Origin of the sequence: Glutamicibacter sp. NPDC127525 (assembly GCF_042672105.1) — a bacterium.
In the GTDB taxonomy this organism is placed as follows: Bacteria; Actinomycetota; Actinomycetes; order Actinomycetales; family Micrococcaceae; genus Glutamicibacter.
On record NZ_JBHXVN010000001.1, the window covers coordinates 855,621 to 875,638 of the forward strand.

At 60.3% G+C, this 20,018-nt stretch carries 24 protein-coding genes and 1 riboswitch; of the genes, 8 read left to right on the forward strand and 16 right to left on the reverse strand.

The genetic code is table 11. The features are described from left to right. Positions 1-45: 45 nt before the first annotated feature. Positions 46-663 (reverse strand): RNA polymerase sigma factor SigE, encoded by a 618-nt coding sequence (sigE, locus tag ACFVHU_RS03905; RefSeq protein ID WP_105657526.1) that lies wholly within the window; start codon positions 661-663, stop codon positions 46-48. 138 nt (positions 664-801) lie between these two features. Between sigE and ACFVHU_RS03910 the strand changes: the two genes are divergently transcribed. Continuing rightward, the gene (locus ACFVHU_RS03910) at positions 802-1,467 is read left to right on the forward strand and encodes an O-methyltransferase (protein WP_388022566.1); all 666 of its coding nucleotides are present in this window, start codon (positions 802-804) and stop codon (positions 1,465-1,467) included. Between the two features lie 96 nt (positions 1,468-1,563). Here the strand turns inward: ACFVHU_RS03910 and ACFVHU_RS03915 are convergent, their stop codons facing one another. The 3 genes from ACFVHU_RS03915 to ACFVHU_RS03925 all read right to left on the reverse strand — a co-directional run bounded on the left by ACFVHU_RS03915 (position 1,564) and on the right by ACFVHU_RS03925 (position 2,988). After that, positions 1,564-1,731 carry a DUF3117 domain-containing protein gene (locus ACFVHU_RS03915; RefSeq protein ID WP_013349509.1) on the reverse strand — a complete coding sequence of 56 codons (168 nt, stop codon included), beginning with the start codon at positions 1,729-1,731 and terminating at the stop codon, positions 1,564-1,566. A 123-nt stretch (positions 1,732-1,854) separates the two neighbouring features. After that, positions 1,855-2,199, reverse strand: coding sequence for a DivIVA domain-containing protein (locus ACFVHU_RS03920; protein ID WP_105657528.1), 345 nt, complete (start codon positions 2,197-2,199; stop codon positions 1,855-1,857). A 3-nt stretch (positions 2,200-2,202) separates the two neighbouring features. Next, positions 2,203-2,988 carry a TIGR00730 family Rossman fold protein gene (locus ACFVHU_RS03925; protein ID WP_105661516.1) on the reverse strand — a complete coding sequence of 262 codons (786 nt, stop codon included), beginning with the start codon at positions 2,986-2,988 and terminating at the stop codon, positions 2,203-2,205. A 177-nt stretch (positions 2,989-3,165) separates the two neighbouring features. On the opposite strand from ACFVHU_RS03925, the gene ACFVHU_RS03930 reads away from it, so the two are divergent. The 4 genes from ACFVHU_RS03930 (at position 3,166) to ACFVHU_RS03945 (ending at position 6,484) form a co-directional block, all read left to right on the forward strand. Then, positions 3,166-3,897, forward strand: a complete 732-nt coding sequence (locus ACFVHU_RS03930; protein WP_181148852.1) for an amino acid ABC transporter ATP-binding protein — start codon at positions 3,166-3,168, stop codon at positions 3,895-3,897. Between the two features lie 31 nt (positions 3,898-3,928). After that, positions 3,929-4,759: a glutamate ABC transporter substrate-binding protein gene (locus ACFVHU_RS03935; protein WP_105657531.1), complete on the forward strand. Its 831-nt coding sequence runs from the start codon at positions 3,929-3,931 to the stop codon at positions 4,757-4,759. Between the two features lie 139 nt (positions 4,760-4,898). Then, positions 4,899-5,576 carry an amino acid ABC transporter permease gene (locus tag ACFVHU_RS03940; protein WP_105657532.1) on the forward strand — a complete coding sequence of 226 codons (678 nt, stop codon included), beginning with the start codon at positions 4,899-4,901 and terminating at the stop codon, positions 5,574-5,576. Then, positions 5,573-6,484, forward strand: a complete 912-nt coding sequence (locus tag ACFVHU_RS03945) for an amino acid ABC transporter permease (protein ID WP_105661517.1) — start codon at positions 5,573-5,575, stop codon at positions 6,482-6,484. Before ACFVHU_RS03940 ends, ACFVHU_RS03945 begins: the two co-directional genes overlap by 4 nt. Before the next feature lie 87 nt (positions 6,485-6,571). Here ACFVHU_RS03945 and dapE read toward each other — a convergent pair whose 3' ends face one another. Then, a complete protein-coding gene (gene dapE, locus ACFVHU_RS03950; protein WP_105661518.1) occupies positions 6,572-7,648 on the reverse strand; it encodes a succinyl-diaminopimelate desuccinylase in 1,077 nt (358 codons plus the stop codon). An 82-nt stretch (positions 7,649-7,730) separates the two neighbouring features. On the opposite strand from dapE, the gene dapD reads away from it, so the two are divergent. Beyond that, positions 7,731-8,684, forward strand: coding sequence for a 2,3,4,5-tetrahydropyridine-2,6-dicarboxylate N-succinyltransferase (gene dapD, locus ACFVHU_RS03955; RefSeq protein WP_105657535.1), 954 nt, complete (start codon positions 7,731-7,733; stop codon positions 8,682-8,684). 62 nt (positions 8,685-8,746) lie between these two features. Here the strand turns inward: dapD and ACFVHU_RS03960 are convergent, their stop codons facing one another. The 4 genes from ACFVHU_RS03960 to fdxA form a co-directional block, all read right to left on the reverse strand. Continuing rightward, complete coding sequence (locus ACFVHU_RS03960; RefSeq protein WP_133833694.1) at positions 8,747-9,295, reverse strand: hypothetical protein; 549 nt, start codon at positions 9,293-9,295, stop codon at positions 8,747-8,749. A gap of 202 nt (positions 9,296-9,497) precedes the next feature. After that, entirely contained in the window at positions 9,498-10,784 is a 1,287-nt protein-coding gene (locus ACFVHU_RS03965) for a citrate synthase (protein WP_105657537.1), read from the reverse strand. A gap of 98 nt (positions 10,785-10,882) precedes the next feature. Beyond that, entirely contained in the window at positions 10,883-11,998 is a 1,116-nt protein-coding gene (dapC, locus tag ACFVHU_RS03970; protein WP_105661519.1) for a succinyldiaminopimelate transaminase, read from the reverse strand. A 12-nt stretch (positions 11,999-12,010) separates the two neighbouring features. Next, complete coding sequence (gene fdxA / locus ACFVHU_RS03975; protein WP_013349521.1) at positions 12,011-12,334, reverse strand: ferredoxin; 324 nt, start codon at positions 12,332-12,334, stop codon at positions 12,011-12,013. 214 nt (positions 12,335-12,548) lie between these two features. On the opposite strand from fdxA, the gene ACFVHU_RS03980 reads away from it, so the two are divergent. Beyond that, on the forward strand, positions 12,549-12,791 hold the full coding sequence (locus ACFVHU_RS03980; protein WP_133833693.1) for a hypothetical protein: 243 nt from the start codon (positions 12,549-12,551) through the stop codon (positions 12,789-12,791). Positions 12,792-12,916: 125 nt separating this feature from the next. Next, positions 12,917-13,426: a helix-turn-helix domain-containing protein gene (locus ACFVHU_RS03985; protein ID WP_105657540.1), complete on the forward strand. Its 510-nt coding sequence runs from the start codon at positions 12,917-12,919 to the stop codon at positions 13,424-13,426. 63 nt (positions 13,427-13,489) lie between these two features. On the opposite strand, the gene ACFVHU_RS03990 is transcribed toward ACFVHU_RS03985, so the two are convergent. The 7 genes from ACFVHU_RS03990 to thiO all read right to left on the reverse strand — a co-directional run bounded on the left by ACFVHU_RS03990 (position 13,490) and on the right by thiO (position 19,908). Then, positions 13,490-13,927: a hypothetical protein gene (locus ACFVHU_RS03990; protein WP_105657541.1), complete on the reverse strand. Its 438-nt coding sequence runs from the start codon at positions 13,925-13,927 to the stop codon at positions 13,490-13,492. Continuing rightward, positions 13,908-15,815 carry a translational GTPase TypA gene (typA, locus tag ACFVHU_RS03995; protein ID WP_105657542.1) on the reverse strand — a complete coding sequence of 636 codons (1,908 nt, stop codon included), beginning with the start codon at positions 15,813-15,815 and terminating at the stop codon, positions 13,908-13,910. Before typA ends, ACFVHU_RS03990 begins: the two co-directional genes overlap by 20 nt. Positions 15,816-15,962: 147 nt before the next feature. Next, complete coding sequence (locus ACFVHU_RS04000) at positions 15,963-16,505, reverse strand: GNAT family N-acetyltransferase (protein WP_181148843.1); 543 nt, start codon at positions 16,503-16,505, stop codon at positions 15,963-15,965. Positions 16,506-16,572: 67 nt separating this feature from the next. Then, positions 16,573-17,718: a molybdopterin-synthase adenylyltransferase MoeB gene (gene moeB / locus ACFVHU_RS04005; protein WP_105661521.1), complete on the reverse strand. Its 1,146-nt coding sequence runs from the start codon at positions 17,716-17,718 to the stop codon at positions 16,573-16,575. Then, positions 17,715-18,536, reverse strand: coding sequence for a thiazole synthase (locus tag ACFVHU_RS04010; RefSeq protein ID WP_332498441.1), 822 nt, complete (start codon positions 18,534-18,536; stop codon positions 17,715-17,717). Before ACFVHU_RS04010 ends, moeB begins: the two co-directional genes overlap by 4 nt. A 2-nt stretch (positions 18,537-18,538) precedes the next feature. Further along, complete coding sequence (gene thiS / locus ACFVHU_RS04015) at positions 18,539-18,784, reverse strand: sulfur carrier protein ThiS (RefSeq protein ID WP_105657546.1); 246 nt, start codon at positions 18,782-18,784, stop codon at positions 18,539-18,541. A gap of 26 nt (positions 18,785-18,810) precedes the next feature. After that, positions 18,811-19,908 carry a glycine oxidase ThiO gene (gene thiO, locus ACFVHU_RS04020; RefSeq protein WP_388022579.1) on the reverse strand — a complete coding sequence of 366 codons (1,098 nt, stop codon included), beginning with the start codon at positions 19,906-19,908 and terminating at the stop codon, positions 18,811-18,813. Then, positions 19,906-20,010, reverse strand: a riboswitch (TPP riboswitch). Its footprint overlaps the gene before it by 3 nt. Between the last annotated feature and the right edge of the window lie 8 nt (positions 20,011-20,018).

Genomic DNA, 20,018 nt, shown 5'->3' on the forward strand with positions numbered 1-20,018 from the left:
CGAAGTCACCGCGCCACGCCAACGGTGAACACGCGATGAACGGGGTTAGCTGGCGGCGCGCAAGCCTCGCGGGATGCGCGGCAACGACATGGTCTTTGCAGGGCGGTTGGCTGGATTGCGGTGAGCGAGCGCATCACGAAGCATGGCGCGGCCACGGTGGATGCGAGAACGCACGGTCCCGAGCTTGACATCCAGGATGCGTGAGACTTCCTCGTAGGAGAAGCCTTCCATATCGCACAGGACAATAGCGGCACGGAACTCCGGCGACAACGCACGCAGGGCTTCTTGCACGTCGACATCCAAGTTGTTGAATTCGAAATAGCGTTCCGGGGTTACCGCGGTACCGGGCATCCGGTCTTCGGATCCCTCGGCGAAACGGTCGAAGCGGATCTTGCTCTTGCGCCGAGCCTGGTCCAGGAACAGGTTGGTGGTAATGCGGTGCAGCCACCCGCCCATGGTTCCGGGGGTGTAATTTTCCAAGGCTTTGAATGCGCGAACGAATGCCTCCTGCGAGAGGTCCTCGGCATCTTGGCGGTTACCAGTCAAACGGTAGGACAAACGGAAGACCCGTTGCCCATGTTCTTGGACCATCTGATCCCATGTCGGAGTCGTGGTTTCGGCAGTCACCGTAGAAGAAACTGTTTCACTTCGTGCATTGTTCACACTCCAAGTATGAAATGGGAAGCTGAGCTGAAGCTAAGAATACCCTGCGCGAGAACCTCCAAGTTCAACAACTTCAGGTAACGACGTAGGTACGATGGGAACTGGCCCCGCCAATTCAACCCTTGAGGACCTCCGCCGATGCCATCGATGAATCCAGAACTCTCCGCGAGCTGGACCTATACCCAGAACCACGTCAACGAACCAGAGCATGTCGCCCCGGTTCGCGAACGTGCGGAAGACCTGGGCGTGCGTTGCATCGATCAGGCCGGCCGCTCGATGCTGCAGATGCTCTGCACCCTGCGCCAGCCGCGCAATATCGTGGAGATCGGATCCGGTGTGGGTGTCGCATCGCTGGCGATGCTCGAGGTCATGGGCAACGCCATGACGTTGACCGCGATTGAATCGGATCTGGAGCACGCCAACGCGATGCGCCAGGGCCTGCGCGATTCAGGCATCCCGACGGCCCGCGCCCGCATTATCAACGAGCGCGCAGAGAACGTGCTCTCGCGCTTGGCCGACCACGCCTACGACCTGGTACTCATCGACGCCGGCGCTGAGCTGCTGCTCGAGTACGTGGCCGAGGCCAAGCGGCTGGTCGGAATCGGCGGAGTGATCATAGTGAACAACGCCTACGACGAGCACCGCCTAGCCAAGCCCGCGGTTCGCCGCCCCTCCACCGTCACGACCCGAGATGCGCTGCGCATGCTGCGCGAGGACCCGCGCTTGCAGACCCACCTGTTCCCTACCGAGCAGGGCCTGTTTGTGGCCACTGTCCTTCCTGCCAAGGCCGCGACCCGCCTCTAGCCGCTGATTTCGGGAAAGACTAAGGACCGACATTTCTGTCGGTCCTCGATTGCCGCACGAGCAACCCGTGCGGCCAAAGCTAGAACTTGGGCAAGCTTACTCAGTTACCTTGAGCAGGCACTCACGCAATTCGGTTGCCTCGTCGTTGTTCAACTCGACTACCAGTCGTCCGCCTCCGTCGATTGGCAGGCGCAAGATGAGGCTGCGGCCTTCCTTAGCGACTTCCATTGGTCCATCACCGGTGCGTGGCTTCATAGCAGCCATTAAGCTGTTCCCTTCGTCTGTGGCTAACGCATGCACTGGCGCTTGCCGTGCATACAACCGAATGCCTAGTCCATCCTCAGCAAGGATTCCCTGCTGAGTTGGGACACTTATCTTTTATTATTACTAATTTTCGCCCGTGTCGCTAATCACACGCCGTGACTCAAGGTCACGAACCGTATTCTCCAGCTCGGTAATTTCTGCCGCGAGGACATCGAGCACCTCATCCACCTGGTCGCAGCGGTAACCGCGCAAGCCCAAGGAGAAGCGAACTTTCTCCACATCTTCAGCGCGCGGATTCTTGGCCAGCAGCACCGGCGGCAACGAAGCCTGGTGCTCTACCAATCCCGTGATGGGCTCCCCAGTGGATTCGAAGTGGCGACCTGCCGGTACATTCTTCCGCTGGCTGGACAGCAGCAGCGCAACAGCACCCACCAGCAATACTGCGATGGCAACAAGGAGGAACGGCATCGCCTACTGCCCCTTCGCCAGGTCGCCGACCTTCAGGTTTTCTTTATGCGCACGCAGCACCAGATCCACCGCTTCATCAGGATCATCGGTGATAGTGAACAAGTCCAGATCACCGGGCGAAATGGTGCCTTCAGCAACGAGCGTCTTGGTCATCCAGTCCACCAGGCCGCCCCAGTATTCGGTGCCCACAAGCACAATCGGGAAGCTGGTGATCTTCTTGGTCTGGACCAAGGTCAATGCTTCGAACAGTTCGTCCAGGGTGCCAAAACCCCCGGGGAGCACGATGAAGCCCTGCGAGTACTTCACGAACATCGTCTTGCGCACGAAGAAGTAGCGGAAGTTCAGGCCCTTGTTGACCCAGGCATTCAGTCCGGTTTCAAAAGGCAGCTCAATGCCTAGGCCTACGGAAACGCCGTCCTTGTCAGCAGCTCCCTTGTTGGCCGCTTCCATGGCGCCGGGGCCGCCACCGGTGATGGTAGTGATGCCTTCCTCGGCCAAGCGGCTGCCGACACGCTGGGCCATCGCATAGTACGGGCTGCCTGGATCCGTGCGCGCGGAACCGAAAACCGCGATGGCAGGACCGGTGCCGGCCATATTTCCAAAGCCGGAGACGAATTCCGATTGGATTCGCAACACGCGCCACACGTCGCTATGCGTGACATCGACCTGCGGGCTTTCCAGAAGATGGTGGTCAAGCTGATCTTCCGGTTGCTTTCCTGGCCAGCTCGCTTCGATGTGGCGCTTTTGCCCGACCCGGGCATTTTCTTCACTCTTACGCTGATGAACCATAGCTTCACTCTATCGGTTACTCCTGCGCATCTTCGGATGTGACCTACCGCGGATTGGAGAACAGTTTGATAACAACTAGGTGTGACATGGTCGACGGGTCGCGTAGTCGCCGTCACATCAAGTAATGTCTACAACATGAAAAGCGATCATCAGGCTCAAGCTTCTTCTGAAGGCCCTATCGTCCAGCTGACTGGGGTCAATAAGCACTACGGTGCGCTGCATGTGCTCAACGGCATCAATCTCGAAGTGACCAAGGGCGAGGTCGTTGTGATCCTCGGCCCGTCGGGCTCGGGCAAGTCCACGCTGTGCCGCGCCATCAACCGACTGGAAACCATCGACGAAGGCACCATCAAGATTGATGGCAAGACCCTTCCCGAAGAGGGCAAGGCACTGGCCAATCTCCGGGCCGATGTCGGCATGGTCTTCCAGTCCTTCAACCTCTTTGCCCACAAGTCGATCTTGGAGAACGTGACCCTCGGTCCGATGAAGGTCAAGGGCATGAAGAAGGATGAGGCCAAGAAATTGGCGATGCAGCTGCTGGAGCGTGTGGGCGTGGCCAATCAGGCCGGCAAACTGCCCGCACAGCTTTCTGGCGGCCAGCAGCAGCGTGTGGCGATCGCCCGCGCACTGGCCATGAAGCCGAAGGTGATGCTTTTCGACGAGCCAACCAGTGCCCTGGACCCGGAAATGATCAACGAGGTCCTGGACACCATGGTGGGTCTTGCCAAGGAAGGCATGACCATGCTCGTGGTCACCCACGAGATGGGCTTCGCCCGCAAGGCGGCGGACCGCGTGATCTTCATGGCCGACGGCCAGATCGTCGAGCAGGCCACTCCTGAGGAATTCTTCACCAATCCCAAATCCGACCGTGCCAAGGATTTCCTTGGCAAGTTGATCACCAACCACTAATTTCATCATCACGCATCCAATAGGAGGAACAATGCGCAAGACTCGTTTCGGCACTGTAGCCGCAATGGCCGCCGTCGCAGCCCTGGCCCTGACTTCATGTGGCGGCTCCGGCGACAGCGAAGCCGACGGCGACAAGATCCGCATCGGCATCAAGTACGACCAGCCGGGACTCGGCTTCAAGGACGGCGATAACTACACCGGTTTCGACGTTGACGTCGCCAAGTACGTAGCCAGCGAACTGGGCTACACCGAGGACAAGATCGAATTCATTTCGGCACCGTCGGCCAACCGCGAGACCATGCTGCAGAACAACCAGGTTGACATGATCTTCGCAACCTACTCGATCACCGATGAGCGCAACAAGGTTGTCGACTTCGCTGGTCCATACTTTGTCGCCGGCCAGGACCTGCTGGTTCCATCCGACTCGGATATCGCCGGCCCAGAAGACCTCGATGGCAAGAACCTGTGCTCGGTCACCGGTTCCACCTCGGCCCAGAAGGTCAAGGACAACTACGCCCAGAACACCAACCTGCAGGAACTTCCGGGCTATGCAGAGTGCACCACCCAGATGAGTGGCGGCACCATTGACGCGGTTACCACCGATGACATCATCCTTGCCGGCCTGGCTGCGCAGCCTGCCTACAAGGGCAAGTTCAAGGTTGTCGGCGCGCCATTCACCGAAGAGAACTACGGCGTGGGCCTGCCTGATGGCACCGACAAGTGCGGCGACATCAATGCGGCAATCACCAAGATGATCGAGTCCGGCGAGTGGCAGAAGGCCCTGGACAAGAACACCGAAGGCACCGGTTACAAGCCGAACGCTGAAACCAACCCGCCAACCCTTTCGGATTCCTGCGCCTAGCAGCATCTGATGCGATGGGGGCCAAACGCAGCGTGTTTGGCCCCCATCTGCAATCTGCGTTTCCCAGGTACCAGCTAATGCAGGTACCGGACCCATAGCCGCTTGGCCGGTTTTCCGGCCATCGAGACAGAGGCTTGCAGTGGAGAATTACTTATCCATATTCACTGAGTACGACATTCCCGGAGCTTTCTGGGTCAATATCCAACTAACTTTCTGGGCTGCCATAGGCGCCCTCGTGCTGGGCACCATCTTGGCCTTGCTGCGCATCTCCCCCGTGGGGAGCTTCCAGGCCCTGGGCACCAGCTACGTTAACCTGATTCGCAATACCCCGCTGACCATCATCATCCTGTTCTGCGTGCTGGCCCTCTACGGCCAGCTCGGATTCGTGCTCAGCAGCGATTTCCAGGGAAACTTCTTCCGCCTCGCCGTCCTTGGCCTTGCGGTTTACCACGCGGCGTTCGTGTGCGAAGCGATCCGCTCGGGCGTGAACACGGTTCCCCTGGGACAGGCAGAAGCTGCTCGTGCCATCGGCCTGAGCTTCTTGCCCGCAGCGCGCTTGGTGATTCTGCCGCAGGCCTTCCGCGGCGCGATTGTCCCCTTGGGCAACACCTTGATCGCCTTGATCAAGAACTCCACCGTCGCAGCGGTCGGTTCGGTTGCCACGGAATCCTCCTCGGTCATGAAGACCATGATTGAGTTCCGCGCAGATATCGTGATCCCGATCTTCTTGACCTTCGCAGTGGGCTTCGTGATCATCGTCATTCCGGTGGGCCTGTTGACTACTTGGGCTTCTAAGAAACTGGCGGTGGCACGATGAGCGCGTCGATTCTTTTTGATACTCCCGGGCCAAAGGCCCGCCGCCGCATCTTGGCGGTAAACATAGTCGGCGCCTTGATTGCCTTGGGCATCGTGGCGTGGATCGTCCTCGGCCTGGCCGCCAAGGACCAGATGCAGCCTTCGCAATGGGATGACTTCATCGAAGGCAGCACCTGGAAGAACTACCTGCTTCCGGGCTTGTGGAACACCACCAAGGCAGCAGTCCTGGGCATCATCGGCTCGGTGATCTTCGGCCTGATCTTCGGTGTCGGCCGCTTGGCGCAGAATAAGCTGATCAACGGAATCTCCACCGTGATTGTCGAATTCTTCCGCGCGGTACCAGTGCTGCTGATGATCGTGTTCTTCAACGTCTTCTTCTCCCGTTCCCTGCAGCTGTCAGGTGATACGGCGATGTGGGCCGTGGTCGCGGCGCTGATCTTCTACAACGGCTCGGTCGTTGCGGAGCTGGTCCGTTCCGGCGTTCACAATCTGCCCAAGGGACAGCGCGAGGCAGGCATAGCGATCGGCCTGACCCGTGGCATGTCGCTGCGCCACATCGAGATTCCGCAGGCGCTGGTCGCCATGCTGCCGGCGTTGATCGGCCAGTTCGTTGTGATCTTGAAGGACTCGGCTTTGGGCTACATCATCAGCTTCAACGAGTTGCTGTTCTTCGCCCGCACCTACTCCTCGCCTAACGGCAACGTCCTGCAGGCGCTGATTGTGGCGGCAGCCATCTTCATCATCATCAACTTCACCTTGAGCAAGATTGCCGTGATTGTCTCGCGCCGGCTGAGCAGCCGGGTGAAGAAGGAGAAGAATGCCCCGGCCGGCCCGGCCGCAGCCATAGTCGGCGCCCCAGCCGGCCTCGACGTGCCAGCGCCACAGGATCCTTCCGATCCCAAGGCCTAGCAGCTGAAACAAAAAAATCTCCGTACCGCATGATTCGCGCGGTACGGAGATTTTTTGTCTCTTCAAAGGCTGATCATCCCAGCCTCGCTAGCCCAACCAAGTACGCAGGGTCTGCAGGCAATCGCGGATGGCCTGCTGCGGCACATGCTCATCATCGCTGTGCGCCAGCAGCGCATCGCCCGGGCCGAAGTTCACGGCAGAGATGCCCAGGGCGGAGAAGCGGGAAACATCGGTCCATCCGTACTTCGGCTTCGGTTCCTGGCCCAGTACCTTGATCAGGTCTGCGGCGATCTCCTGGTCCAAACCGGGTTTGGCGCCATCAGCGCCATCGGTGCGTTCAATGTCGAAGCCGTCGAAAAGCTCAAGGACCACGGCTTCAGCTTGGGCCAGTGTCTTGTCCGGAGCGAAGCGGTAGTTCACTTCCACCTCGCAGTAATCGGGAATCACGTTGCCGGCAATGCCGCCGGCAACACGGACCGCGTTCATGCCTTCACGGTAGTCCAAGCCCTCAACGGTGATGGTCCGGGGCTGGTAGGCAGCCAAGCGCTGCAGGATCTCCCCCGCATCGTGGATCGCGTTATGCCCCATCCATGCACGTCCCGAGTGGGCTGCCTTGCCGCGGGTGCGGATGACGAAGCGGCTGGTTCCGTTGCAGCCGCCTTCGACGGTGCCGTCGGTCGGTTCCAGCAGGATCGCGAAGTCGGCCTCCAAGAGTTCCGGGCTGTTCTTGGCCAGGCGGCCCAGACCGGATTTGGCTGCTTCTACTTCCTCGTGGTCGTAGAAGACGTAGGTGATATCGTATTTGGCCTCGGTCAGTTCTGCAGCCAGCGCAAGCTGCACGGCGACCCCGCCTTTCATGTCCGTGGCACCACGGCCATAGAGCACCCCGTCGATGACTTCTGCGGGCACGGTGCCCTTGGCGCCCTCGGTGCGCGGCAAAGGCACGGTATCGAGGTGCCCGGCCAGCACGACGCGGCGTTCGCGGCCGAAGTTGGTGCGCGCTACGATGGCGTCCTGGTCCCGGTGCACATCAAGGTGCGCCTGCTTCCGCAGCGCCTGGTGCACCTTGTCGGCCAGCTCTTGCTCGTTGCCGGAAACGGATTCAATGTTCATGATCTGCTCGGTAAGCAGGGCAACGTCTTGCTGCAGGTCCAATTCGTTCACGGCTGGCTACGTCCTGAGTCTCTAGCTTCACTTTTTTGTCATTTATCAACGTTACTCCGGGCAACAAAGATACGATCAGTGTATGACTTCAGAATCTGTGACATCCAGCGAATCATCTGTCCGTTTAGCCTCAGCCCATGGCCTGGCAACGGTCGCATCCGATGGAACGATCCTTGATGTTTGGTACCCGGCTCCAGTCTTGGGCGAACTCGCCAAGGCTGAAGGGCTCTCCGGTGAACTCGCTGCCGCCGCGCAGGACGATGCAGCCCGCGGCACCACCCAGAAGGTCGTTTCACTGACCATTAATCTTGATGTAGCACCAGCTGACACCGCCGATGTGTGGCTGCGCCTGCACCTGCTCTCGCACCGTCTGGTCCAGCCGAACAGCATCAACCTCGACGGCATCTTCGGCCACCTCGCCAATGTCGTGTGGACCAACTTCGGGCCTTGCCAGGTAGAGGGCTTCGAGGTGACGCGCTTGAAGCTGCGCGCCCGTGGAGCGGTCACCGTGTACGGCGTGGACAAGTTCCCGCGCATGGTCGACTACGTGGTCCCAGCCGGCGTGCGCATTGCCGACGCTGGCCGCGTGCGCCTCGGCGCACACCTGGCCGAAGGCACCACCGTCATGCATGAAGGATTCGTCAATTTCAACGCCGGCACCTTGGGCACTTCGATGGTGGAAGGCCGCGTGTCCGCTTCGGTCGTTGTCGGCGATGGTTCGGATGTCGGTGGCGGCGCCTCGATCATGGGCACCCTCTCCGGTGGCGGCAAGGAGCGCATTGTCATTGGCGAACGCGTACTGCTGGGCGCCAACGCCGGTGTAGGCATTTCCATCGGTGACGACTCGGTAGTGGAAGCTGGCCTGTACGTGACTGCCGGCACCCGAGTGGTTCTGGGCGAGAAGCAGGTCAAGGCGCTGGAGCTTTCCGGCGTGCCGAACCTGCTCTTCCGTCGCAATTCGATCACCGGCGCCGTTGAGGCGTTGCCGCGCGCCGGCCAGACCGTAGAGCTGAACAGCGCACTGCACGCCAACTAGTTCTTGCCCTGCAATCCAACTGGCAGATCACGGAAGTGATCTGCCAGTTTTTTATTGCTCGGCTATCCGCCGGGGAAGATGATGGTCACCATCGGCTGGATGAAGCCGTGGAAGGCCTTGGAGTCGCGTAGCAGCGACGTACTGGCAACGATGGTAGCCGTGCCGGTCAGCCATGCCCTGGGCTCGTCCAGGGGCACGTCAATGAGCTGGATTTCCTGGCGGGTGGATTGCATGCCGTGCTCCACCCCGTGGTCGATGAGGATTCTTTCCAGCTCATCCATGCGGTGCGGCACGTACTTGCCACTGTTTTCTGCAAAGTCCTGGGCATGCTGCTGGGCAAAAACCGTGGCCTGGCCGTAGTGCGCGCGGGCCAGCCGGGCCAGGGCCGGGTAGCCGTCGTCTTGAAGCCGTTCAATCAGTGCATCGCTGGCCGCCGGCTCCTTGGCCGGCGCTATTGCGGTCAGCGAATCCCACCAGGAGCTCCATTCCTGCTTGAGCTGTCCATGCGAGTCGTCGATCTTGTTGCGGTTCTTGATATTGGAAGCCAGCCGGCTATTGGGTCCGGCCTCCGCGGGGTGGACGCCTGACAGTTCGCGCAGGTACAACGCCATCAGCATATTCTGATTGGTATTTATGGCTAGCGACCAATTATTTCCACGACGTTGGTACATGCATACCACCTGACTCTTCGGCACACTTGTCGTTCCCTCTGCCTCATAGGATACTCCCGAAGTACCGCTTAAAACAGGGAAGGACCTGTCGCCCCACTTGCGTGGGAAGACAGGTCCTGCCGCCGGGATCCGGAAACTCGCCCTAGGCCTGGTAGCCGGGATAGTCGCGAGCGGTTTCACCCATGTACAGCTGGCGTGGGCGGCCGATCTTCAGCTCTGGGTCCTTGATCATTTCGCGCCACTGTGCGATCCAGCCTGGCAGACGGCCGATGGCGAACAGCACGGTGAACATCTTCTCCGGGAAGCCCATTGCGGTGTAGATCAAGCCGGTGTAGAAGTCCACGTTCGGGTAGAGCTTGCGCGAGATGAAGTACTCATCATTCAGCGCAGTCTCTTCCAGCTTCATCGCGATCTCAAGCAGCTCGTTCTTGCCCTGCTTTGCCAGCAGGTCGTGAGCGGTCTTCTTGATGATCTTGGCGCGTGGATCGTAGTTCTTGTACACACGGTGGCCGAAGCCCATCAGGCGTACGCCGTCTTCCTTGTTCTTGACCTTCTGCATGAAGTCTTCTGGGGAGATGCCGGAGGACTGGATCTCGCGCAGCATCTTCAGCACGGCTTCGTTGGCGCCGCCGTGGGCTGGGCCGGACAGTGCATGGATACCTGCAGAAACCGAAGCGAACATGTTGGCTTCGGAGGAACCGACCAGGCGCACGGTGGAGGTGGAGCAGTTCTGCTCGTGGTCAGCGTGCAGGATCAGCAGCAAGTCGAGGGCCTTGACCACATCCGGATCCGCAAGGTAAGGCTCGGCAGCGGTGCCGAAGCACAGGCGCAGGAAGTTCTCGACCATGTTCATCGAGTTGTCCGGGTACAGCAATGCCTGGCCGATGGACTTCTTGTGCGCGTACGCAGCCAATACCGGCAGCTTTGCCAGCAGGCGCAGGGTCGAACGCTCAACCTGTGCGTCATCCTTCGGATCCAGCGAATCCTGGTACCAGGTCGACAGGGCCGAAACAGCCGAGGACAAGACCGGCATCGGGTGCGCGTCGCGCGGGAAGCCGCCGAAGAAGCCCTTGAGCTCTTCGTGCAGCAGGGTATGGCGGCGCAGCGAATTGTCGAACTCGGCCAGCTGATCAGCAGTCGGCAGTTCGCCGTAGATCAGCAGGTAGGTTACCTCGATGAAGCTGGACTTCTCGGCCAGCTGCTCGATTGGGTAACCGCGGTAGCGCAGGATGCCCGCGTCGCCGTCGATGTAGGTAATCGCGGACTTGGTAGCCGCGGTGTTCATGAAGCCGGGATCGTAGGTCACGTTCCCGGTAGTCTTCAAAAGTGGGGCTACGCCAAATCCGTCATTGCCCTCTGCTGCCTGAATTACTGGCAGCTCGAGGTTGGATTCTCCAAAGTGTAGCTGTGCAGATGTGGTATCTGTCATTGCATCTCCTAACCGGAAAGCGTGTAGTTCCGAAAGGTCAGTCGTCACCGTAGAACATACCGCGATTTGACCCATTCAAGCTAATTAGGGTGTCATCTTCACCGGTTGGCGGAAGAATTCAACCGTTCAACGGCAGCCGCGATCCGCTCATCGGAGGCGGTCAAGGCCACGCGTACATGGCGTTCCCCCGCGGTGCCGTAGAAGACGCCAGGACCGGCAACGATGCCCAGTTCCGCCAGCGCCCCGATGGTTTCGAAGCTTGGCCGCCCAGCGGTGCACCACAGGTACAGTCCTGCCACCGAATCATCGATGGCCAAGCCGAAGTTCTCCAGCGCTGGCCGCAGCATGGCCCGGCGTGCCCGGTACAGCTCGCGCTGCGCCGCAACATGCTCGTCGTCATTCAATGCCACCACCATGGCGTGCTGGATTGGACCGGGCACGATCATGCCCGCATGCTTTCGACTGTTGACCAGAGTTGGCATCAGGTTCGGGGCGCCGGCAACGAAAGCGGCGCGGTATCCGGCGAGGTTCGACTGCTTGGACAGCGAGTACAGGGCGAACAGGTCATCGAGGTTTCCTCCGTTGACCGCCGGGTCCAGGATGCTTGGCACCTGGCCCTCGTATTCATCCCATCCCAGTTCGGCGTAGCACTCATCGGAGGCCACGACGGCACCCATCTCACGCGCCTGGGCCACGATGCTTGCCAGCTCGGCAGTAGCACGGACCTTGCCGGTCGGGTTGCCTGGCGAGTTGACCCAGATGAGCTTCACGCGTTCACGCTGCTCAGCAGTCAAATCCGAAAGGTCGTCGGTGGCGATGGGGGTCGCGCCAACCAGCTGGGCGCCGATGTCATAGGTGGGGTAGGCGATCTCTGGACGGACCACGATGTCGCCGGCACCCAGGCCCAGGAACAGCGGCAGCCATGCCACCATTTCCTTGGAACCGACCGTTGGCATGACATCATCGGTGCTCAAACCGGTGACATTGCGGCGACGGGCGAACCAGTCGACGATGGCCTCGCGAACTTCAATGGTGCCGTGCGTGGTCGGGTATCCGTGCGAGTTCGCCGCCTCGGCCAGCGCCTGCTGGATCAGTTGCGGCGTGCCATCGATCGGCGTGCCGATCGACAGGTCCACGACTCCCCCCGGATGCGTGGATGCTTGCTCGCGGTATGGGGCGAGCTGGTTCCAGGGGTAATCGGGGAGCTCAAGCATAAAAGTGAAAACCTAGCCTTGGTTCTGTGGTGGCAAGGCGCTGATCAGTGGGTGGTCAGTGCCGGTGTTACCAATTTTAGCGGCGCCGCCCGGGGATCCAAGTTCGTCGAAAAAGTCGACGTTTGCCTTGTAATAGTCGGCCCATTCATCCGGCACGTCATCTTCGTAGTAGATGGCTTCAACGGGGCAGACAGGTTCGCAGGCGCCGCAGTCAACGCATTCATCCGGGTGAATGTAGAGCGAGCGCTCACCTTCATAGATACAATCTACCGGGCACTCTTCGACGCACGCCTTGTCTTTAACGTCGACGCACGGCTGAGCGATGATGTAAGTCACGAGGGCCGAGACCTTTCCTTGCACTGGGTGGTTTCAACAGGAGCTAGTGGTTTCCTCAGATGCTCTTTGAATCCTTTACCAGCTCAAACTACAGTCTAGTCCTGATACCCATGCATCGGACCGCCCATTGGCTCGCTGTGACGTAATCGACCATTCACATTTCAGCTTCCCGGGGTCCAGATGAATTCTTCTTACGAAAAGATGACGCTTCCAAATGCTTAATTTCAGTGATGTGACGCCCGGTGAACGGCTTGTTGTCCGCTACCGCTTGGCCGACGGCCGGGCCGGTGAGCATTTTTCCGATGCACTGGGCGAGCTGCAGGAAGTGACGGAGGAATCGGTGAGCATCCAAACCCGGGCTGAACTGGTATGCATCCCCCGCGCGGCGATCACTCACGCCAAGCGGGTACCGCCGGCTCCGGCGCGCCGCAGGCCCCGTGCCCCTCGCACCGAGTAGCAGCCTGCAAGCCGTGCAATTTTCCTGCTTCCAGGTGTTGCTGCCGCGGGCACACCCATACCGCTTGGGACGACATGTGATTTGAAACTGCCAATCACTCAGCGCTTTTCGCGTATGCTGTTTCCATGCCCTCCGATAAACTTGTCCAATCGCGAGCACGAGCCCTCAGCTCCCCGCTGAGGCTTCGCATCTTGCGCTTGTGCCTGCATGAGTCACGAACGAACAAGGAAATTGCGGACATTCTCGATTTGAATCCCGCCACCTCCTTGCATCACGTGCGAACCCTGGTCAGCAACGGTTACCTCGCGGCAGAAGAATCACGCCGAGGCAACCGTGGCGCCAAAGAAGTGCCCTACCGCAGCACCAAGCAGTCCTGGGGCACGCGCATTCCCGACGCGGCCCCCATGCTGGTGGACACCTTCCTGCAGGAAATCGAGGGACTTGATCCCCAGGAGATACAGGTAATTCGTTTGGGCCTGAAGCTCAATGAGGAAAGCCAGAAGGATCTCATGAGCCGGCTGCGCGCTGTGATTGAGGACTACGCGATGCGAGATCCGGATCCAGATGGCGTTGCCACCTCGTTGTTCTTGGCCCACCACCTGGATATCACCGGCAATGCGCGCAAAGACCAGTAGCCTGCTTTTCGCCTAATTAAACACAGAAGGAGCTCTTCCCGTTGGGAAGTGCTCCTTCTGTTTTCAGTTCTGGCGTTGTTGCTTGCGCAGCACTCGCAAGGAGCACAGCAGGGCAATCACGGATGGAATAACCATTCCATACATCCACAAGGCCGAGGCCAGCGTTGGCCCGGGCAGGTACTTGTAGTACTCCATGCCCAAGATCAGCTGGTCATCGCCCACATAGGAAATCAGGCCAACGGTCACATAGCAACCGATGAACCCCAGCGCACCGGCCCACAGCTTCGATGAAGAAACCGCAGCCCAGTACACCAGAACTCCGAGCAGGAGCCAGGCCAGACCCACACCCCAAACCAGCGGGATGTCGTTTCCGACATAGCTGATGGAGGCGTGGATTGCGGTCCCGAATAATCCTGCTGCCACGGCGGCAACAACACCGCGCCAGAGCGCGGAGAAGTTGCTGCCGAGGGATTTGCGCTTATTAGGAGCGAGCGCGTGCACGGGTAGCCTTGGCACGGTCGTTGGCGTTCAGCAGAACCTTGCGGATGCGGATGGCTTCCGGGGTAACCTCAACGCACTCGTCTTCGCGAGCGAATTCGAGCGACTCTTCCAAGGTCAAGTTACGTGGTGGGGTCAGGTTCTCGAACGAGTCCGAGGAAGCAGCACGCATGTTGGTGAGCTTCTTTTCCTTGGTGATGTTCACGTCCATGTCGTCGGCGCGGGAGTTCTCGCCGACGATCATGCCCTCGTAAACCTCTTCGGTTGGCTTCACGAAGAAGTTCATGCGCTCCTGCAGGTTGATCATCGCGAATGGAGTCACAACGCCTGAACGGTCGGCAACGATCGAACCGTTGATGCGGTATTCGATTGGGCCTGCCCATGGCTCGTAGCCTTCAGCCAGCGAAGCAGCAATGCCGGCGCCGCGGGTTTCGGTCATGAAGCGGGTACGGAAGCCGATCAGGCCACGTGCTGGAACCATGAATTCCATGCGAACCCAGCCGGTGCCGTGGTTAGCCATGTCGGTCATGCGGCCCTTGCGCGATGCCATCAGCTGGGTGATAGCACCCAGGTACTCTTCAGGCACGTCGATGGTCATGCGTTCCATTGGCTCGTGAACCTTGCCGTCAACCATCTTGGTAACAACCTGTGGCTTGCCAACGGTCAGCTCGAAGCCTTCACGGCGCATCTGCTCAACGAGGATGGCCAGTGCCAATTCGCCACGGCCCTGGACTTCCCAAGCATCTGGACGCTCGGTAGGCAGGATGTTCAGCGAAACGTTGCCGATCAGTTCCTTGTCCAGGCGATCCTTGACCTGTCGTGCGGTGACCTTGGCGCCCTTGACCTTGCCAGCCAGTGGCGAGGTGTTGATACCGATGGTCATCGAGATCGCAGGTGGATCAACGGTGATCAGTGGCAGTGGCTTAGGGTTCTCAAGGTCGGTGAGGGTCTCGCCGATCATGATGTCTTCGATACCGGCAACTGCAACGATCTCGCCTGGACCAGCTTCGTCAGCTGGAACGCGGGTCAAGCCCTGGGTGGCCAGCAGTTCGGTGATCTTGACCTGCTTCATGGTGCCATCCTGGCGGGCCCAGTTAACCTGCTGGCCCTTGCGCAAGGTGCCGTTGATCATGCGCAGCAGCGCCAGGCGGCCAAGGAATGGCGAAGCGTCAAGGTTGGTGACGTGGGCCTGCAGGACTTCACCTTCGGTGTAGGTCGGTGCAGGAACGTGCTTGATGATGGTCTCGAACAGTGGCTCAAGATCTTCGTTGTCCGGCAGGGTGCCATCGCCAGGCTGGTTCATCGAAGCGTAGCCGGCCTTGCCCGAGGCGAAGACGACAGGAACGTTCAAGATTGCGTCCAGATCCAGATCCGGAGCTTCGTCAGCCAAGTCCGAAGCCAAGCCCAGCAGCAGGTCCATGGAGTCGGAGATGACGCCATCGATGCGGGAGTCGGGACGGTCGGTCTTGTTGACCACGATGATCACTGGCAGGTTGGCGCTCAATGCCTTGCGCAGCACGAAGCGGGTCTGCGGGAGCGGGCCCTCGGATGCGTCAACGAGCAGAACCACGCCGTCAACCATGGACAGGCCGCGTTCCACCTCGCCACCGAAGTCGGCGTGGCCTGGGGTGTCAATGACGTTGATGGTCATCTTCTTGCCCTCGGCTGCTGGGCCGTTGTAGAACACGGTGGTGTTCTTAGCAAGAATGGTGATGCCCTTCTCGCGTTCCAGCTCACCTGAGTCCATCACGCGATCTTCGGTTTCACCATGGCTGTCGAATGCGCCAGTCTGCTGGAGCATGGCGTTGACGAGGGTGGTCTTGCCGTGGTCAACGTGCGCAACGATGGCTACATTGCGAAGTTCATCGCGAGTAATGGTGTTTGCTGACATGCGTGAAGGCTCACTTCCGCTCGAAAATTTGGGTCTGTGGAGTCGGGGCCAAAGTCGACCCAACAATCCAGTTTACGCGCTCGAGACTCATAGTCTGTTGATCTGTGTCAGAACATACAGGAATTTCATGTATCTGTCGCAAAGAATTCAGCGGATTAACCGCGTTGGCATCCAAAAACGCAGCTTGCTAGGCCCAAAGTTGACTTCAATTTCCGGGAGTTCAGCGTCAAGCAAGCCGCCGCATTTTTCTATGGTGGATTTTGAACCGATGTTATCGGAATCACAGGTAACCAGCGCATGTTCAATTCCTGATTCGCGAAGTTCCTGCAACCCGAATTTGCACAGTTCCTGTGCCACACCACGGCGACGATACTCGGGAACTACACCATAGCCGATATGTCCGCCGACCTGAAAAAGGCTCTCGTTGATTTCATATCTGACGGAAACCCGGCCCACCAGGTCCCCCTCGTCAAAGGCGGCGAACAGCGCCGAGCGAACCCAGCCTTCTGGAATGTGCTCGCCTCGGCGCCCTGCCTTCATCCGGTAGATATAGTCCTCCCAGTCCTCGGCTGCAGACCAAGTCGGCAAGAACTCGAAGTCTTCGCGAAGCATCAAGTGGTGGGCGTCGATTGCCTGCTGTTCGTCCTGGCTTTCCAATTCACGGATCTCCAGCGTCTTTCCCAACGTCATAGCGCCAGTATGCCAGAGCGCCTCCACTTCCCACCGGTGAATTGCGCGCCAAAGATGCGCCTGAGCCCTAGTAGGCCACCTGCTGGCCCCGCACTTGCCTGGCCCATTCCACGGTTCCGCCGCTGAGGCTGTAGACGGCAATGCCTGCATCCCGACCGGACATGGTGATCCGCGCTGCCTGCTGCGAACGGGCACCGGTTTTGCACACGAATACGACCGCCGAAGCGCTGTGCGCGAGCTTTCCCAGTCCCCGTTCTTTGAGCTGCGCGAGCGGAAGGTGCTGGCTGTGCGGGATCGCTATGATGTCGCGTTCCCAGGATTCGCGCACATCCACCAGCAATACCGGTTCTTCCGTTTCCAGCTCCGCTAGCTGCTGAACCGTGAGCTCCGGGACATGCCCTTCGGCAGCGCAGGAAACCGGCTGGTACTCCCCCAGCCCGGTCACCGGCTCACGTTGCGGATCCCTGGCGAATTCGAGGGTCCGCACAGTGGCTTCCAGCGCATCATAGAGCCAGAGCTTGCCGCTCAGGGTGGTCCCGATTCCGGTAATGAGCTTCAGGGCTTCGGCGCACATCACCGAACCGATAACGCCGCACAGTGCGCCGAAGACTCCTCCTTCGGCGCAGCTGGGCACGGAGTCCGCGTCGGGGATTTCCGGAAAAAGATCACGCAGCATCGGGCCGGTGCGCGGATCGAAGACGGACACCTGCCCGGAGAACTGGAAGAGGGTTCCCCACACCAGCGGGGTGCCGGTGATTTCCGCGGCATCATTGGACAGGTACCGCGTGGCAAAGTTGTCGCTGCCGTCGATGACCAAGTCATATTCACTGAAAAGTGCCACGGCGTTGGATTCATCCAGCTTTTCATCCACGGTGATGATCTGGACGTTCCGGTTCTGCTCGTGGGCCATCCGCCGCACCGAATCCACTTTCAAGCGCCCTGCATCCTGTTGCCGGTGCATGGTTTGTCGTTGCAGATTGGACAGCTCGACGGTGTCATCGTCGATGACCCCGAGGGTGCCGATTCCCGCAGCGACCAGGTAGCTGGCAATGGGACTGCCCAGGCCCCCGGCTCCGATAACCAGCACCTTGGCGTTGGCGATGCGGCGTTGCCCTTCTTCTCCCACCCCGGGCAGGGACAAGTGCCGGGAGTAGCGCGCCAGCTCTTCCGGTTCCAGCTCCGCGCCGGGTGCGACCAGGGCTTCCCGGCTCACGAGAAGTCACCGACCAGGGTTTGCATCATGCCTTCGGCCGGCGATGAGGCCAGTGCGGTATCGCGGCGCGGGATCCGGCCAGCGAGCCGCGCGGCGCGCCCGGCACGCACAGCATCCTTCATGGCCCTGGCCATGAGCGGCGCGTTGTGCGCCCGGGTCACCGCGCTGGCCAGCAGCACCGCGTCGCAACCGAGCTCCATGGCCAGGGCCGCATCCGAGGCGGTGCCCACCCCGGCGTCAAGGATCACCGGTACCTGCGCGCGCGAGACGATGGTGGAAATATTGTGCGGATTCAGGATCCCCAGGCCCGAGCCGATCGGTGCTCCGGCCGGCATGATTGCCGCAACCCCGGCGTCCTGCAGGCGCTGGGCAAGTGCCGGATCATCATTGGTGTAGGCGAAAACCTGGAACTCGTCGGCCACTAGTTGCTCGGTGGCCGCATGCAGTTCCAGCGGGTCCGGCAGCAGCGTGTGCTCATCGGCAATGACTTCGAGCTTGATCCAATTGGTTTCCAGAGCTTCACGGGCCAGGTGCGCGGTGAGGATCGCATCGCGGGCGGTGAAGCATCCAGCGGTGTTGGGCAGCGCAATCACGTTGTTGCGCTGCAGCAGTTCATACACGTTGCCTGCGCCGGCCGCCGAAAAGTGGCGGATGGCCACGGTGGTCAGCTCCGTTCCGGAGGCCTGCAGGGCGCTTTCCAGGGTGGTCAGCGAACTCGCTCCCCCGGTGCCGAGGATCAGGCGCGAGGACAAGGAGCGTCCGGCGATCTGGAATGGGTCGCTGTGGATGTCCAGCTCGGTGATGTTGCGCGTTTCCATGCCTAGCCTCCCTGGGCCGCGGTAACGAGTTCAATGCTGTGCCCTTCGGCCAGCAGGTAGCTATTCCAGGCGCTGCGTGGAACGACAGCGCCATTGACGGCGGCGGCAACTCCGAGCTTGCTGCCGTCAGCGGCCACCGAGTTGGCGTCCAGTTCCTTGCCGATTTGCGTGCTGATGAATTCGCGAAGGGTGGTTCCTTCGTCCAGGTTCAGTTGCCGTGAATTGAAATTGATGCCGATGCTTGTCATGGTTGCTGCTCCGTTCGGTGAGCGGTCTAGGTTGCGTTGGCAAAGCGGTGGGGATCCACAGCCTGGTGCAAGGGGTGGGATTGGTGGCCGTGGGCGAGATCCGCAGTGAGCGTTGCGCCCAGCGGAGCCAGCAGCACGCCGTGCCGGGAGTACCCGGTGCAGAGCAGCAGCCCTGGATCAAGGCGTCCCAGCAGCGGCCGGTCATCTGGCGTGGCGGGACGTGCCCGGGCCGTTGCTTCGTTCAGCGTGCAGTCGCTGATGCCGGGGACAAGCTTTCTCGCGTTGTCCAACAGCAGGTGCATCGCGCCAATGTTCACCGCTTGTTGCCGGTCTTCACGGACGCTGGCGCCAAGGACGAGGCTACCGTCCCTTCTCGGCACCAGATACACCTGTTTCCGGTGCACGATGCCGCGGATGGTGCGGGTGATGAGCGGCGGGCCTGCTGGTCCCTGGATCCGGAGGATGTCCCCGTAGACCGGGCGCAGCGGAAGTTCGTTCAAGCCATCGAGGGTGCCAAGACCGGTGGCCACGATGGTCTGCTCCGCTTCGAGGATTCGGCCCGATGCGGTCCGCACAGCGGTGGTCCGCTTCCCGTCGGTCACCAGTGCCTGCGCCCGTTCCTCGACCAGGTGCGGACGCAGATGCTCCAACAGGATCTTGACGATGGATCGAGGGTCGACCTGGTGGTCATCTTGGCACAGGACCGCGCCAGCAATATTGGCGGCCAAGGCTGGTTCGAGCTTGCTGGCTTGGCTGGGCAGCAGCTTTTGCGCTGACAGGCCGAGGGATATCTGCAGTTCGGCCAGCTCGTGCAGGGCTTCGCGGTCCGCAGGCTCTGCGGCGACAACGAGCGTGGAGTTCTGCAAGTAGTCCGGGCGTTGCCCGGTGGCCGATGCGATGCGCTCGATGAACTGCGGATAGGCGGCATTCGAGGCGGCAAGCAGCTGGTGCAACGGGCCATTGCCCCAGACCGTTTCAGCTGCCGGGGCCAGCATTCCTGCTGCCGCGTAGCTTGCACCTTGGCCGGGTGCCGGATCGATGAGGGTGACGGTGTGTGCGCGTGATTCCAGCTCGAACGCGACGGCCAGGCCGATTATCCCGGCGCCAACAATGTTGACATGCACAAGGGCACGCTTCCTTCCTACGGCGGCATGACCCGCATCAGGTGTAGCGGTCGGCTCGGTGCCCTCTCAGCCTGGTCGATTCAGGCTCCCGCGGATTACAGCGATTATAA